Origin of the sequence: Candidatus Marithrix sp. Canyon 246 (genome assembly GCF_001723685.1) — a bacterium.
Lineage (GTDB): Bacteria > Pseudomonadota > Gammaproteobacteria > Beggiatoales > Beggiatoaceae > Marithrix.
Genome location: NZ_MCBX01000005.1, coordinates 61,887 through 79,286 on the forward strand (window position 1 = coordinate 61,887; position 17,400 = coordinate 79,286).

The following is a 17,400-nucleotide window of genomic DNA, read 5'->3' on the forward strand; positions in this document are numbered from 1 at the left end:
AGAAAAAAATGAAATTTGATTGGCTTATTGTTGGAGCTGGTTTTACTGGCAGTGTATTAGCTGAACGTATTGCTTCTCAATTAAACCAAAAAGTCTTAATTGTTGAACAACGTGATCATATTGCTGGTAATGCTTATGATTATTATGATGAACAAGGTATATTGGTACATAAATATGGACCACATATTTTTCATGCTAATGCACAGTATATTTGGGATTATTTAGCTCAATTTACTGAATGGCGCAGTTATTATCATCAGGTTTTAGGAGTTGTTGATGGTAAAGAAGTACCAATTCCTTTTAATTTAAATACTTTATCTGCTTTATTTCCAAGTCATTATGCTGAGAAATTATCACAGCAATTAATTGAGGAATATGGCTTTAATGTTAAAGTGCCGATTTTGAAAATTCGTGAAACTGCTAAAAATAATGATTTAAAATTTTTAGCTGATTATATTTATGATAATGTGTTTCATAAATATACCTTAAAACAATGGGAATTAAAACCAGAAGAGTTAGCACCATCAGTAACGGCGCGGGTGCCAATTTATATTAGTCGTGATAATCGCTATTTTCAGGATAGTTATCAGGGTTTACCTAAGCATGGTTATACGGCTTTGTTTAGAAGTATGTTAAATCATCCTAATATCAAAGTGTTATTGAATACTTCATATCAAGAAATAATGAATGATATTCAATATAAGCGTATGATTTTCACTGGACCAATTGATGAGTTTTTTGAACATACACATGGGGAATTGCCTTATCGTAGCTTAGATTTTAAGTTCCATTATACTGAACAAGATCAAATGCAAGCGGTTGGAACTGTGAATTATCCGAATGAGTATAATTATACTAGAATCACAGAGTTTAAACATTTAACTGGTCAACGTAGTTATGGCAGTAGCTATATAGAAGAATATCCACAAGCTTATAAACGTGGTGAAAATGTTCCTTATTATCCAATTCCAAAAGATGAATATAAAGAATTATATAAAAAGTATCAGCAAGAAGCGGAAAAACTGAAAGGTGAAGTGTTATTTGCGGGGCGTTTAGCTGAGTATCAATATTATAATATGGATCAAGCTGTTGCGCGAGCTTTGCATTTGTTTAAAAACCTGACAGGTTTTTAAAACCTGTCAGGTTTATATGCTAACTACTATTCAGTAGCTGCTTCTGCAGGTGGCAAAGCAAATAGTTTTTGCTTGTCACCTCGAGGATAAGTAATCAAAAAGTCTTTTAAGCCATCTCCATTGCTATCTTCAATGTCGGTAACTCCATAACTTTCTGTTGCTTCTCCTTTTTCTACAAAATAATCCAATTTGCCTGTATAAGCTTTTTCACCAAGTTTAAAGGATAAAATTCCTTTTTCGGTTAATGATGCTTCTTCAGCTTGTTGAATTAAGGCATTTGAGGCTGGTGCTGGATATAGCACTTGTTCACGTTTTTGCCCGTCTTTTTCAAAGACTAATACAACTAAATCGCCTTTAACTTTGAAGCCAACTTTCTCTTCAGCTTCAGCTGGTTCACTTGCTAATGCTGCTCTGCCACTAAACCAAACTGTGTTGTTGACAGGTACTTGAATATTACCTTCTTCAGTGATATTGATTTTTGATATTTCAATTGCAGCTAATAAAGCTTTTAGCGTTGCTAAGTCTTGCGGCGCTGGATGAGATTCAACTTCGATACCATAATCAGTTTTAAAGTACACTGTATTTCCAAATCCTAAGCGTAGTGATTGATCAGCAGCGGGGGTTTGAGAATCATCAACACGTTTTACTTTAATTGGAGTAACTGCAAAAGTTACATCGCCAACTTTAAGTTGTAGATTTCCACTCTTATCGTTTTGATCCATAATAAAGTTATTAGCTGCAAATACTTGTAGAGCATTAATAGTAATTAACAAACCTTTACCATCTACAACTAGATCAGCAGATAAATCTACTGCTAGAGAATCTATAAAGCCCGGTAGAGTTTGAGTTAAGTCAACATTGAAAGGTATATTATCTGCTTTGCTAAATTTAACGCCAGTACCTAATTTAGCATCAGCAAGAAAATCTACACCATCACCAATGATAATATCAGTGACTTCACTATTTGCTGCAATTGTTAAGAATTCTAACAATGCAGGAGCAGCACTATCACCTTTAATTATACCAGCTAATTTACCACCAATAACTTTAGCGTTAGCTTTTAATGTGGCATTTGTGATCACAGTTCCAGAACTAGAAGTTCTAATAGTACCTTCTAATATCACATCAAATATAGATGCACCTAAGAATACAACGTCTTTAAGAGTAACACCTTTACCAAAAGTAACATTTTTACCAAAAGTTACATAACTGACTTGGCTATTAGCGACAATTTCTAAATTATCTAATTTAGCAAATCCATCAGCTGATCCAGTAATAGTACCTTGTAGAATACCACCATCTATCACAGTATCTTTTGATAAAGCAATATCTTTCAAGATTCCAGTATTGTCAATACTACCGTTTACTTGCTCAAGATTACTAGTCTCTTCTTCATCAGTAGTTGTGCCTGAACCACCGTCTGTTTGTTGAACAGGGGGTGTTATAATAGGATCAGTTTCAGAACCCGGAACCTTAAATAGTTTTTGTTTAGTACCATCAGTATAGATAATTAAGTAGTGATCTGAATTATCAGCAACAGTGATTCCGGGTGCTCTTGTTGACGCTCCTTCTTCTACATAATAATCCCATGTACCTTCATAAGTTTTACCATTCAACTCAAACTTAATTTTACCATCTTCTGGATAAGAATCAGCCATTTCAGAATCTTTCTGAGTCAGAATAGTAACAGAATCATCAGTTATGTCATCAAGTGATGCTGGCGCAGGATATAGATCTTGTGCACGTCTTGTGGTTCCATCTTCTTCATCTACATCATCAAAGATAAATGTTGTTAGTACATCTTTTTCAAATAATTTATTATCTTTGAATCCAAGCGGTGTGTTTGGATCATCCACTTCATCACTTGTTATTGATGGTCTGGAGTTAATAGTCTTACCATCTTTTTCTACAGATATATTACCATTATCTTTGACAGTTAAATTTGAATATCCCATCTCTTTTAACTTAGCTGTTAAAGCTTCTAAGTTTTGTACTGATGGCTGATTTTTAATTTCTACACCATTAGCTGTAAGATATAATGCATTTCCAAATCCATATTCATTTCCAGTAGAAGCGCGAAGAGTTCTTCTTCTTTCACCACCTGAACCTGCACTAGATGGTCTAAATCCACACATAGCTGGTCTTTTATTGGGCTTTGCCTTAAGCTTAATTTTTAGTCTTCCTTTTTTTAAGCTGATTTTTGCCTCAGATCCAAAAACTGCAACTGTGCTTACCGGAGTTATCGCTAAGAATAAGGTTGGATCACCTACTACAATACTAGTAGTTAAACTTATTATTGGCGGTAAAGTCACGCCTACTATAACAGGAGGAACAAAGACTGGTAGAATTGAAGTTAAGTCAAAACCAATAGGTAGAATTGATAAGCTAGTAAATTGAACTCCTATACCTAAAATAATATTAAGAGGTAAAGTTGTTATATTAGCACCAAGAATGACATTACTTAATATGGCACCAGCAGAAATTGAAGTCACATTCAAAGTAGGAGGATTTAGCGCATTACCTATGATTGCACCACCTAATATGCCACCTGTTATAGTTGCACCAGCAGGAATACTCACATTATTTATAATAGTAGTACTTGTAATAATACTTGGAGGAGGATTCAATGTCTGTGTGATAACCTGCACTCCAGCACCTTGAATTACACCAGAACCAAGAGTTATACCTTGTAATACAATACTATTAGCGGCAATATTCAAATTTGTCAAAGTAATAACAATATTTGGTGTAAGAGGTTGGATTGTACCTGCTAGGCTAATACCAGTACCAGTTATTGTTACGCCAGTTCCAAATGTTACATTTGTAAGAGTAATTGTAGAAGTTGTTGTAAAAATACCTTGTAATGTAACATTAGTTACTGATATACCGACTATTGTAAAGCTTGTCACATTTAGCAGAGTTAAACCTGTCAATGAAGCAGAACCTGAGAAACCAGTTGCTGTTGCAATTGTACCAGATAAAGTACCACCACTGAATGATGTGAAATTAAGCCCAAATATTACATTTGTAAAAGTAACTGTAGAAGTAGCTATAAAACCGCCTTGGAATGTAGCATCAGATACAGATACACCAACTGCTTTAAAGTCTGTAACATCTTTCAGAGTTAAACTTGTCAATGATGCAGAACCTGAGAAACCGGGAGCTGTTGCAACTGTACCAGACAAAGTACCACCACTGAATGATGTGAAATTAAGCCCAAATATTACATTTGTAAAAGTAACTGTAGAAGTAGCTATAAAACCGCCTTGGAATGTAGCATCAGATACAGATACACCAACTGCTTTAAAGTCTGTAACATCTTTCAGAGTTAAACTTGTCAATGATGCAGAACCTGAGAAACCGGGAGCTGTTGCAACTGTACCAGACAAAGTACCACCACTGAATGCTGTGAAATTAAGTCCGAATATTACATTTGTAAACACAACCGTAGTAGAAGTAGTTGTAAAGCTTCCTTGGAATGTAGCATCAGATACAGATACACCAACTGCTTTAAACTCTGTAACATCTTTCAGAGTTAAGCTTGTCAATGATGCAGAACCTGAGAAACCTGTTTCTGATTTAATTATACCAGATAAGGTACCACCACTTAATGCTGTGAAATTAAGTCCAAATTGTACATTTGTAAACACAGTGACAGAAGTCTGAACTATTGTAATAGTTCCTTTTAATGTTACATCAGCTAAAGTTATATTTGCACCCTCAAATCTAACATCTATAAGAGTTACACCGGGTTCAAAAGTTACACCATCACCAATAATGACATTAGTTAATGTTGCATTAGCACCAATTGTTACATTTATCAACATAGCTGGATTGTTGACATCACCTGTGATTGTACCTTCTAGCCTACCACCAGTTATTGAAGCGTTAGCTGCTAATGTTAGATTATTTAGAGTTACATCTAAACTACTAAAATCAAAAGTACCATTTAATGTACCATTACTTATGGTTGTAGTTCCAGTAATTGTATCACTAGGAGTAATAGTATTACCTGCATTATCATAAGCGCCTGTAATATTATTACCATTAGATGCAAAAGTAGTAAATTCTATTGGAAATGTTCCAGCAGTTGCAATATTACCAGCGGCATCTTCTGCTACTACATAAATATCATAAGCAGTTCCTGCTGTTAAACTAGAAATAGTATCACTAGCTTCTGTATCTGCTTTTAATGTAAATTCTACTTTATTAGTATGTGTTTTAACAACTGTTGGAGCTGTTGTACCATCAGTTAAAAGTACATAATAAGCTTTACCAGCTTCATTAGTTTGAACTTTTAAGTTTGCTGTTGTTTGTGTAATTCCATCAACTTTAGGATAAGTTGCTGCAAAAGTTGGTGCAGTGGTATCTGCTAATGTTAATACATCCAATTTATAAGTAGTACTAACATTACCACTTGAATCTTCAGCCATGACAAATACATCATAGTTAGTTGTAGCAGTTAAACCTGTAATATTAGCAGTTCCATCAGTATTTGCTGTTAAGACTACATTACCTGTTTTACTAACAGCAGTGCCAATATTATCTTGTCCAGCTTTTACTTGTGCGGCAGAAGGATCAACTGCATTATCATCAAGAACAACATAATATGCCGTACTATCTTTATCAGTTTGTACTGTTAAATCGAAAGCGTCTTCTGTAATATTTGCAGCTTCTTTCTTATTAAAGATTGGAGCAGCAGCACTGGCTAATGTCAAGACATCAAGCTTACTTATAGTTGCGACATTACCTTCAGCATCTTCTGCTATAACGAAAATATCATAAGGAGTTGAAGCTGCTAAACCAGTGATAGAAGCAACAGCCCCGGTATTAGCAGTTAATGTTAATTCACCTATTTTAGTAGCATCTACATCAGTGTTAGCATCATCTTGTCCATTTTTAATTTGTGCCTTTGTTGGTTCTGTGGCACCATTGCCTAAAATGACATAATGAGCTTTACCAGTTTCATCAGTTTTCACTGTAAACTCAATTGTAGTTTCTCCAGCAGTAATAGGATTACCAAGATCATCAAACACTGGCGGAGTAGTATCAATCGGTGCTACCGCTGTAGTTACACTTCCTAGCATTGGAGTAGTATTTAGAGTAGCAGCAGAATCTTCAGCTACTACATAAATATCATAATCTGTATTTGCTGTTAAACCTATAATATAACTACTAGCTTCAGCATTAGCAGTTAAAGTTAAAACACCTTTTTTATCAGCGTTAACAGCACTACCAGAATTATCTTGCCCAGCTTTGACTTGAGCATCACTAGGTGCGGTTGCACCGCTTGCTAATACAACATAATAAGCTTTACCAGTTTCATTGGTTTGAACTTTTAGCTCTAAGGAACTATGTTTGGTATCAGCAGTATCTACTTGAGGATAACCAACTGTAAAGGTTGGTGCCGCTGCATAAGCTGGCACTTGTGACAGGAATATAAAAGCAAATAGCAACCACCTAAAAATCGGTGGTGCTGCTTTTTTAAATTGGTCAGGTTTCATATTAAAAATACTCTCAATATTAAAATGAATTAATCACAGTAAGATTACCGCAATTAGTAAGGAATCTGCATGTAATAACATTTTGCAACATTCCTAATACATAATACCATGATTATACATAAATTAACAATTAAATTTATGTATAATATATATATATATATATATATTATACACCGATATTATCTAAACTTTCTTGTCATTATCCAGCTATGATTGGAATATATCTGGATATGCTAATAGACTTTTAGAAATGGTGCTACAAAACAGCTACTTTAAATTTGGACATCATAACCCAATAATATATGAATTTACAAGGCTTTTCAACTTAAGTTAAATGAAAAAAGCTAAAAAAGTTACCAGAATTGCTTACAGCGAAGACCTCAATCAAGCTAAATATGACAAGTTAGTTAAAATAGCTAAACGCTGTGGTGCTGTTAGAACAGAGGTATGGCGCAGCTATGGCGGCGCTCAGTTGGCGGCTATTGTGCTAAGTTCCGTCCGGTGCGTGACAGGTGGATTGCTGATCAAAAAGTGTGCGACTTACCACAACGGATATGGCGAGTTACATTATCCGATGCCTTAAATGATATAAAAGCCAATAGAGAAGCAGCTAAAGAAAAAGTTATTCGTTATATTTTCAGGAATGTAGATGATAAGGACAAACCTAAAGAATTATTTAAAAAGCTAAAAAATGATTGGGTAAATGATTCGTATTTGCGCAGGTTAATGCGAAAATACTGGAAACATGGAAAAAACCACACTAAAGATCAAATAGTCTTAGAACCCGGCAGCTATAAATGTTTTTCGCATAACAATAAAAATTATCTTGAAGTTATAAGTTTAATAAGGCGTAAGCGCATTGCTATTCCTATAGGAACAAATTTTTCTATTACCGGACAAATAAGATTAATTCTACGTGATAAACGTGTGGAAATTCATTACACAATAGATAATACTGACGGTCATGTTTGTGGTGATAAGGAAATAGGTATTGATAAAGGCTATACTGAAGCTTTTGTTGATTCTGAAGGTGATTTTTATGGAAAGGGCTTAGGTGAAGTTTTATCAAAGGAACCTGATTATCTAAAGATAAAATATCAAAGGCGCAATAAGATCAAAGCAGTTTTGGGCAAGCTTGAGCAGAAAAATCCGAAAAAGGTTAAAAGAATTAGAAAAAATAATTTGGGTCGAAAAAAGCTTAACAGACGATCACAACTACATCAAGCCAAGGTAAAAACGATTGTTTTTACGGCAGTTAATGGTGTTGTTGATAAAGCTAAAATAATAGTTTGTGAGGACTTAACAAAAACTTTCAAATCAAAGAATTTAGGTAAAAATACCAATCGTCGTTTAAGCGGTTGGGTCAAAGGTTTAATGGCTAAAGCCATTAATATTGTGGCATCCCTAAGAGGTTCTAGGGTAGTTCAAGTCAATGCGGCATATACTTCTCAAACGTGTTCAAAGTGTGGTTGCCTAGGTAAACGCACTGGAGACACGTTTCATTGTGCCTCTGGGTGCGGGGCGGTTATGCAAGCGGACTTGAATGCAGCGATCAATGTGAAAGCAAGATCAGATGATAAGGAACTTCATCGTTGGCTTCCTTTTCAGAAGGTAAAGCAAATCTTGTTAGAACGTTGTCGCCAATCGGATGAGACAGCCCATCCAGTGGTCTAGTTGCAGCTTATGCTATCAACAGACTGTGATACGAAGTCAGCGAAGCTAATTATCAAGGATACTTTTACCTATCTCTGATAGGTGTCAAGGAATGTCCAAAAAAAAAGAAGCTGAATATTACTATGTCAGTACGTATAAATCTTTTAATTTAAATAATTTGTTTATCCACGTAATTCGTTGTACTTATTTTTGTTAATAAACTTTTGTGTACCTACTTATATAGTTTTTCAGATAAAGATTTTGGTCTAAAAACCTGTCAGGTCTGAGAGTTTTTCTTTTTCTTAAAAGCTATAGATAGTGATTTAGCATCATTTTTTCATATTAATAGTGATAAACTTGATACTGGTTATAAAAATGTAATTCCATTGTGGTTGTTTGGATTTTTGTATTAAGTTATTATTTAGAATGGTAAATAAATTGCTTAATAATATATATTTGATAATGAAGGATTTAAGTCATGAATATAAGAAAATTTTTACTTATTAGTAGTTTAATATTGATACCCAGTATATTACAAGCCAGCTTTATATCCTTTTCACAAACTAAATCTACTGTTAATGAAAATGCCAGTTCTATTAGAATAGCAGTGAATCGTTCTAATGGCAAGGAAGCAGCTTCAGTAAATTATACAACTAGTGATGGTAGCGCAAAAGCTGGTAATGATTACACTAAAAAATCTGGCACTTTGAAATGGAAAGATGGTGAAAGTGGTAATAAATTTATTTCAATTCCAATTCTTAATGATAATGAACTAGAAGCGAAGGAAGATTTCACTATTAATTTAAGTAAAATTTCTGGTGATGCAAGTTTTGGTATCCTTACCAGTATGACTATTATTGTTAATGATGATGATGATCCTTGTGAGAAGAAGTATCTTAATAATATTATACGTTCACAAAATAGCGGTTTATGGAATCAAGCAAAAACTTGGAATCAAGCTAGAATTCCTCGTGCAGGAGATATTGTGATTATAGAACATAATGTTATTGCTCCAGCAGAACCAATTAAATTAGATAAAGGTGAATTTTGTATTCAAAAGCAAGGGCAACTCATAAGTCAAGCTAGTTTAGAAATTCATGCCGCTGTAATTCATAATTATGGCACGATACGCGGTGCGGATGGTAAAAATGGTTTTGCTAAACCAATTGAAAAATGTAATTTTTTTCAACATGCTACTGCTGGAAGTCGCATCGAAATTCGGACTGATAAACTTATCAATAAAGATACTGGAAAAATTATCGCTGGTAAAGGTGGTGATGATTTGACTTATCAATATCTTAGTAATTCTATAGGTAAATGTCAAGGTACACCAACACAAGGTGGTTTAGGCGGTAGTGTCGAAATATATTCCACTAATATGGAAAATCGCGGAGTTATTAAAGCAGGTGATGGTGGTAAAGCAGAAGGAGAAGGTACTAGAAATGATGATAAAACTTATGTAGTTGATGGTCCAACCAATGGTGGTAATGGTGGTTTTATACATATTTGGACTAATTTGAAGCAACAAGCTATTTCTGCAAATTATGGAACTATTGAAAGCGGTATAGGTGGTGACGCGCTGATTTCTAAAGAATTTTTATCTGGAAATATCGCAGGGCAAGTGAATAATGATTTTTCTAAATCTGGTAAAGGTGGTAATATCAAGCTATTCTTGGATTTGCAAGATGGTATTGTTAAAGCACATCAGGGTAGTTTAATTTATTGGGGTAATCATCCAAATAAGCTTATTGCAGGTAAAAATGCCAGTTTTAGTGCAGAAAAAATTATCTTTGCTGGTGATAGTAGCGAATTTGATTTAAGCCAATTACAAAAAAATAGCGTTGTTGCTGATGAGATGACTATAGCAGTTTGGAAAACAGGTATTGTTAATTTTATAATTAATAAGCTGACTAAAGATAATCATTGTCAACACACTATTAATGATGCCTTTAATATTACTAGAAAATTTGAAATTTTTGCTGATCAGATAAATAAATGTAAAGGCAATACTGTAGCTGATATAGATGAAAGTCAAACAGTTAATTTGGCTCAATTGTCTGTGACTAATACTAGATCTTTTCCATTGACAGAAGTTGCCGGAACTAAGGTGCCAATTGAATTAAGGTTGTTTAATAATGGTACAAACACTGATAATTATATTTTAACAACTACTAGTGAAGCAGATGATTGGCAATTTTCAGCTTTAACTACTCCAATTGAAATTGAAGCTAAAGAACCTAAAAATTTTACTTTAAATGTCACTTTAGCTAATACTCAAGGCGTAGAAAATACCATTACTGTTAAGGCGACTTCAAAAACTGATCCTAATGCAGTGGCAAAAATAAAAATTAAGATGAAAGTAGCTCCAGCAAATACTGAACAGCCTATAGCTAAATTTCACTTTTCTGCAAAAACATTCGATGCACCCACATCGATAAAATTAGATGCAACAGCTTCATCTGATTCTGATGGAGAAATTGTTGATTATAAATGGTTTTCATCCAATGGATTAGAAGCATCAGGTAAAATAGCAAATATGCAATTTAATCATCCGGGTATATATAAAATAACTTTGAAAGTTAGAGATAATGATGGAGCTATAGCGAATTTTTGGCAACAAATTACTGCACAACCTTATGATCCTGAACCAGCGGCACCAAAACCAGCCAGTTCTTGCCAACTTTTCTATGTCAAACAGAATACACAACAGCAATCTCAGTTTTTTACTATTAGTGTACCTGAATTTAAATTAACAAAATTAAGCAAACTAAATAAAGATTTTGATATTCAGGATATAGCAATTGATCCTAAAACTCATTTTATATATGCCTCATCAGGTAAAAAAGGCAATCTCTATAAAGCAGATAGTTTAACTGGCAAACTGTTTTTGGTTGGAGACATTGGTTTTAAACAAGTTGATAGTTTAGCCTTTCATGCTAATGGCACTTTGTATGGATGGGCACAAGGGCATGGAATGATTACTATTGACCTTAAAAAAGGTAATGGTACTGTAGTTATACCTACGCCGCTATTTGTAGAAACTCTAACTTTAACAGATAAATCTATATTTTATGGTAGTATAGAGAACGATTTATGGAAATATGATCAAGATAACGCAATTTTCGATAAAATTTGCCCTAATTTAATAGGCGGCAAAAAACATTCAATTGAACTAATTCAGGATTGGATATTATTTAGCACCAATGAAAATGAAACTCTAAAATGGCGTTTAATAGAGATTAAAACTTGTAAAGAAATTTTTACTCTTGACAATCCTCGCCGTAAATCTGATAAAATCATTGGTGCAGCATTTCCTATTAATTTATGCCCATAGAACTGACAGGATAACCTTGTTTAATCCATCCCATAATACCATTTTGGACATTATAAACATTTTTATATCCCAATTTGCTAGTGATGAAGTCACTAGCAACACCACTACGCCCACCACTGCGACACATTACAATTAGATGATCATCCACTTTAACTAGCTGTTGTAATTGCGGCACAAAATCTGGATTGATCTTACCATTAGCTAAAAAGAAACTAAGAGTCTTACTACCAGCAATAACACCGGTGTGTTTCCATTCTTGAGCAGTGCGCACATCTACTAAAACCGCACCATTTGCCATCAATTTCTTTAAATCAGCATAATCAATATTAGTATAAGAAGAAGTCTGATTGTTACATGCGCTTAGGATTAATATAATTAATATTAATTGCAAAGATTTAAATATATTCATGATTGATTGAAATTAAAAATTTTATTATAACTGATGTTTGGAATCATTATCGTAAGATATCCTCATCCTCTTCACAATAGTAAATTGAATCTTGACTTATAGAATAGTCTGATTTAACTTGAGTTAGATGTTTGTTATAATAAGGATCAGCATCTATGAATTTTTTCCAACGTGTTTGTAAAATTTCAACTTCTTTAGCAAAACGTTGTTGTTTTAATGGAGTATCTTCTATTCCTCTACTTTTTGACTCATGATGATACATCAATACATCTGGTATAACTACATGTCTATAACCGCGATCTAATAATTTTAAGCAAAAATCTACATCATTAAAAGCTACTGCGATTTTTTCGTCAAATCCATTCACTTCTTCCCATAAACTGCGTTTAATCATCATACAAGCCGCAGTTGTAGCAGAATAATTTGCGACTATAGTTAAACGACCAACATAGCCAAAACTTTCTACTGGAAAATTAACATGACTGTGCCCAGCAACACCGCCTAACCCACTGACTACTCCTGCATGTTGTATTGTTTCATCATCATATAAAAGTTTACAACCCACACAAGCAATAGCTTCACGTTGTGCATAACCAAGCATTTTTTCTAACCAAGCAGAACTAATGACTTCAGTATCATTGTTCAACAACAAAATAATACTACCTTGTGCAGCTTTAACTCCTTGATTTACCAAATAAGAAAAATTAAATGGACCGGGTTCATGGCATATTTTAAAAATCTCAGTGCCTAGCTGTTTTTGATAATTTTTAAATAAACGGAAAGTTTGTTCTTCTTCACTACCATTATCTACTATAATGATTTCCCAATTGGAATAAGTAGTATTACTCAGAATAGAATCAATACAAGCTTTTAATAATTCACTCTTATCTTTAGTTGGAATAATAATAGATACTAAAGGTTTTGCTTTAACAGGATAATCTACTGAAATAAAATTATTACCTTTATTTAAAACAGCTTTTCCGCCTTCAGCTTCTCGAACTAGTGCGTCTTTAACGGCTCTTAAACCAGCTGTAGCTGCATATGTTTTATTATCAGAATTAACAGCAGTAGAATTACTGTGTTTACGCCAATGATATAAAATTTTTGGAATATGTCTGATTCCTTTAGCTTTTTCTGTGAATCTTAAGACTAAGTCCCAATCTTGACTACCTTCTAAGCCTTCCCTAAAACCGCCAATTTCATTTACCAAACTTCTACAATATACACCAAGATGACCAATATACATTTGCCCTTTAAGAATTTCTGGTGCCCAATCTGGTTTAAAGAAAGGTTCATCAAAACACTCTAATGTATCATCCCATTTATCTTCATCTGAATAAATAAGATCAATCTGCTCATCTTCTTGATTTAATAACTTAACCACTTCAAATAAAGCATCTTCTGTCAACAGATCATCATGATCTAACAATGCTATAAATTCACCTGTTGCTAATTCCAGCGCGGCATTGCTGGTTGCAGAAATATGCCGATTAGTTTCACAGTAAGTGATTTTAATTTTCTCAGGAAAACGTTGTTGATAAGAATCCAAGACTTTATGTACTTGAGGTTCTGTAGAAGCATCATCTGCTATGCAAAGTTCCCAATTAGGATAAATTTGATTTACAACAGAATCCAAACATTCTATTAAAAACCTCTCTGGAGTATTATAAGTTGGCATCACTATACTTATAATCGGCAAATAATCAAATTTATCTAAGCTATTAGTCAGAACTGCACGATTTGGTGATACATAGTTATAATTTTTTACTATAGCACCACCTTTCGCTTTATGATTTGTGGTTAGCCACACAGCTAATACATTATTAAGATTATCTGCATTAGGAGAACTTAACTGACAGATATAAGAACCCGTTTTTAAAGGTTGATCTAATGAAAAAGCTGCATAAACACTATCTTTAGCAAATTCGCCATTTAATTGAGCTGTTATAGGTTCATCAATTTGTTCATTAACAGGCGTAATAGATAAACACAAATGACAGCGATTAACTCGACAATAAGTACCAATTTTAAGCATCAAGGTATTGACTAATAAAGGACCCTGCCAAGTAAATGACCATTGTAGAGTTTTTCCTTGAAGTACGGGTATGGGAAAATCTAAACCTTCATAAGGTGGAACAATTTTTGGTATTTCACTAGATTCAGCAATTAAACCTCGCAATTCTATGGTTAAACCAAAAGCAGATAAATCTAACAGTTCCGCATTAGTATCAAATACAACAGGCATCAGAGTACGTCTCATTACCTCACGCATTCTATCTACCCAACGTTGATTATCTCTATTTATCTTATGAGTAAGTTGGTTGACTTGAATTTGTAGATTTTGAGTTTGTTGTTGACATTGTTGGAATGCTCCTACTTGTTCTGCACACCACTGTTTTTCTTGCAGTGTGGCGTTTAGTTGTGCTTGCGATTCAGCTAGTTGTGTTTGTATTTCAGTAAGTTGCGCCTTTGTTGTATTAAGTTTTTCAGTCAGTTGCGCATTTGTTGTATTCAGTTTTTCAGTAAGTTGCGCCTTTGTTGTATTAAATTCAGAGTCTAACTGTAATATGTTATCATGTTGTTTTTGATTAGCTTCTATTAAGGATTTATTATGTTGATTAGTGGCTTCAATTTCTTTTACTTTCTGCTCAAAAGCAGCTTGGATATGCCGCAGTTCTATATCCAACTGTAGCATTCTGTCATGCTGTTTCTGATTCGATTGAACGAGAGATTGATTAGCTTCTGCTAAGGATTTATTATGCTCATTAGCGGCTTCTATTTCTTCGGATTTGCGCTCAAAGGCTGTTTGCACATGAGCTAGTTTATTGGCATGTTCTGCTTCAGCTTGACTGATTAAGTTATGATAATGAGAGTGTACATCATCCCTTTTACGATTCATAATCTCAAAAAAATTGAGACTAGTGCGTTGCAGAATATCTGGCGAAAATGAAGATAAATGTTTTTCAAAAAACTTACGACGATAATGTACTTCTAATTCACTATTTTTACCTGTTATATGAGAATCACCCCAAATACAATAATTGGCTATTAATTCAGCTACATAATGTACTAATCCTTGCTGAGATAAGCGGTAAAAAAACTCCCAATCTTCAAGAAATTCAAATTTTTCATCAAATTCACCAACAGCAATTGCTAACTCACGTTTACAAATATAGGCACAAATAGGAATCGTATTATTCAGTAATAAGCTATCCATATCATGAGGATCGCCAAATATTCCTCCTTTACAAATTTTTTCTGGTTCAGCCGCCATGTGCAATACTTGCACCTGTCCATAAATAATATCTTTATCCCAATCAATAAACTTAGCTAAACGTGCCAAACCCTCAGGTTCTAAGGAATCATCATCGTCAAGAAATGAAACCCAAACACCACGCGCTGCTTGCAAACCACTATTAGCAGCCGCTGAACGTCCACGTATTTGTTCATGCTCAATTAATTGTACACCTTGGCTAATCAAGGATTTAAAACGTGACACTACATCTGCAACATCACTACCTCCATCATTAACCACAACCGTTTCAACCAATGGATAAGTCTGAGCGGCAATGCTTTGCAAAGCTTTAGCTAACAAATGAGGTCGATTTTGAGTACGAACAATTACAGAAATCAACGGACGATTTGACTGTTTTGATTTTTTTTGGTTTGTTGATTTTGACATAAATAGTTTATAGTAATATTTTATTAATTTTTATCAATTTTGATTGCATTCCAAAACGACCAGTCACTGTTGCCATTAGCACCGGGGTTAGTACGTAAGACCAATTCAGCATTATTTTTGGTTTCAAAGGAAACAATCATAAAATTCTGTAATCCCCTATCCTGCGCTACCAATCGTGGATTCAAAAACCTTTTAAATAAGATTGATTCTTGACCATTTTGATCCGTAATTATAGCACTAAATTCTACACCATCAGTAGGAAATTTAGTTTCTGCACTATATGCTCCCTTAAGAATACCAAATTGACCACTGAGTTTATGTTTACCAACAGAAAGTTTAAAACGCATTTCACCGGGAGCATGTACCATCAATACTAAGTGAGTATTTTCTATTGCTTCTTGATTAGGTGAACTTACTTTATAGGGTGTTGAATGAAGCATTGGGTATACATTTTTATTCTGACAATTATTGAAACATAATGACCAATTTGGATTAATTGGAACTTTTACTGCGTCTCCTTGTTCAATATGTTTATAGTATTTTTCCCAATGATAATTTGTTAAAGGAGTAGCTTGAAAGTGAGTAAATGTAGAAAGTAAGAATATCAATAATAATAAGGCAGAGATATATTTAATAATTCCATTTGAATTAAGTAACAAAATGAGAGACCAGATTGTAAAAAGATGTAAAATATAAAAGTAGCGTGTTCCATAATCAAATTGTATTAGAGGATCTAAATCATATCTGAACTTATAAAGAGTACTAACTATGACTATAATGCCACTAATCAGAAAAATTAAAATTGGTAATTGTCGATTATTAAGATTTAATATTCCTAATATCAATAATCCAAATAATATTATTATGCTTATGAATAATAATAGATTATAGTTCATAGCAAGCGAAATATCTTCTCCAAAAAAAAGTGTTCCTGAAAAACGCATTGCTAATATTTGTCCTAAAATTTCTAGACTATAACTTGAATTTGCTCCGCTATTTATATTTCCTGTTTGGAAGATAAAATATCCTTGAATAAAACAAAGTAGTAAAGCAATACAAAAAATATATATACTATAATAACTTCGACAAATATAAATAAAACGAAAAACAAATAAGGGAAGAAATAGAAGAATAAAAGGACCTGTTAAACCAATGATTGTTATTATTATGGTATCCAATAATAATTGTCGATTAGTATTTGCTTTTTCTTGAATAATAAATAAAATTATTATAATAGCTAGTAACCATTGTATATGGCTAATACTCATAAGTATTTCCCCATTATATGGAACAAGTACTATAGCAATAGTTAGTAATGGTTTAAAAGACAGATCTATTCTTGAACTTAATAAATAATTTATTACAAAAAGTGTTAGGATAACAAAACTTAAATTATATAGTGCTGGAATAAATAAAGTAGGAAAAAGACCACTTATATAAGCTATCAATCTAGGTACAAGATGTAAATAGCCTGCATAAGGTTGCCAAATAGCTTCCAAACCTAAAGTCAGATTTTGTTTAAAAAATATAGTTCCATCTTCAGCCCAAAACTGAGGATTAAAAAAAGCATCTGGTTCACGAGAAAATAAAATAATAAGACACAAAAAAAGGATAAATAAGTTATAGTGCTTATTAATACCACTATTATATAAAATGTTTATTTTTAATGATTTTAACATTGTTGT

General features: G+C 33.4%; 7 protein-coding genes. 3 read left to right on the top strand and 4 right to left on the bottom strand.

Features of this window, described 5'->3' with window-relative positions; all coding sequences use genetic code 11:
* The first annotated feature begins 8 nt into the window (after positions 1 to 8).
* Positions 9 to 1,133, top strand: a complete 1,125-nt coding sequence (glf, locus tag BHU68_RS04985; RefSeq protein ID WP_069470147.1) for a UDP-galactopyranose mutase — start codon at positions 9 to 11, stop codon at positions 1,131 to 1,133.
* A 26-nt stretch (positions 1,134 to 1,159) separates the two neighbouring features.
* On the opposite strand, the gene BHU68_RS04990 is transcribed toward glf, so the two are convergent.
* Complete coding sequence (locus tag BHU68_RS04990) at positions 1,160 to 6,637, bottom strand: beta strand repeat-containing protein (protein ID WP_069470146.1); 5,478 nt, start codon at positions 6,635 to 6,637, stop codon at positions 1,160 to 1,162.
* A gap of 447 nt (positions 6,638 to 7,084) precedes the next feature.
* Here BHU68_RS04990 and BHU68_RS04995 point away from each other — a divergent pair, with 447 nt between their 5' ends.
* Both BHU68_RS04995 and BHU68_RS05000 read left to right on the top strand, forming a co-directional pair.
* Positions 7,085 to 8,311: an RNA-guided endonuclease TnpB family protein gene (locus BHU68_RS04995; protein ID WP_069470145.1), complete on the top strand. Its 1,227-nt coding sequence runs from the start codon at positions 7,085 to 7,087 to the stop codon at positions 8,309 to 8,311.
* Between the two features lie 457 nt (positions 8,312 to 8,768).
* A complete protein-coding gene (locus BHU68_RS05000; protein ID WP_069470144.1) occupies positions 8,769 to 11,624 on the top strand; it encodes a Calx-beta domain-containing protein in 2,856 nt (951 codons plus the stop codon).
* Here BHU68_RS05000 and BHU68_RS05005 read toward each other — a convergent pair.
* From BHU68_RS05005 to BHU68_RS05015, 3 genes are read right to left on the bottom strand one after another with little or no spacing between them, the layout of a single operon-like run.
* On the bottom strand, positions 11,608 to 12,033 hold the full coding sequence (locus BHU68_RS05005) for a rhodanese-like domain-containing protein (RefSeq protein ID WP_069470143.1): 426 nt from the start codon (positions 12,031 to 12,033) through the stop codon (positions 11,608 to 11,610). The genes BHU68_RS05000 and BHU68_RS05005 overlap by 17 nt on opposite strands.
* Before the next feature lie 46 nt (positions 12,034 to 12,079).
* Positions 12,080 to 15,715, bottom strand: a complete 3,636-nt coding sequence (locus tag BHU68_RS05010; RefSeq protein WP_069470142.1) for a glycosyltransferase — start codon at positions 15,713 to 15,715, stop codon at positions 12,080 to 12,082.
* A 23-nt stretch (positions 15,716 to 15,738) separates the two neighbouring features.
* Positions 15,739 to 17,394: a hypothetical protein gene (locus tag BHU68_RS05015; RefSeq protein ID WP_069470141.1), complete on the bottom strand. Its 1,656-nt coding sequence runs from the start codon at positions 17,392 to 17,394 to the stop codon at positions 15,739 to 15,741.
* Positions 17,395 to 17,400 lie beyond the last annotated feature (6 nt).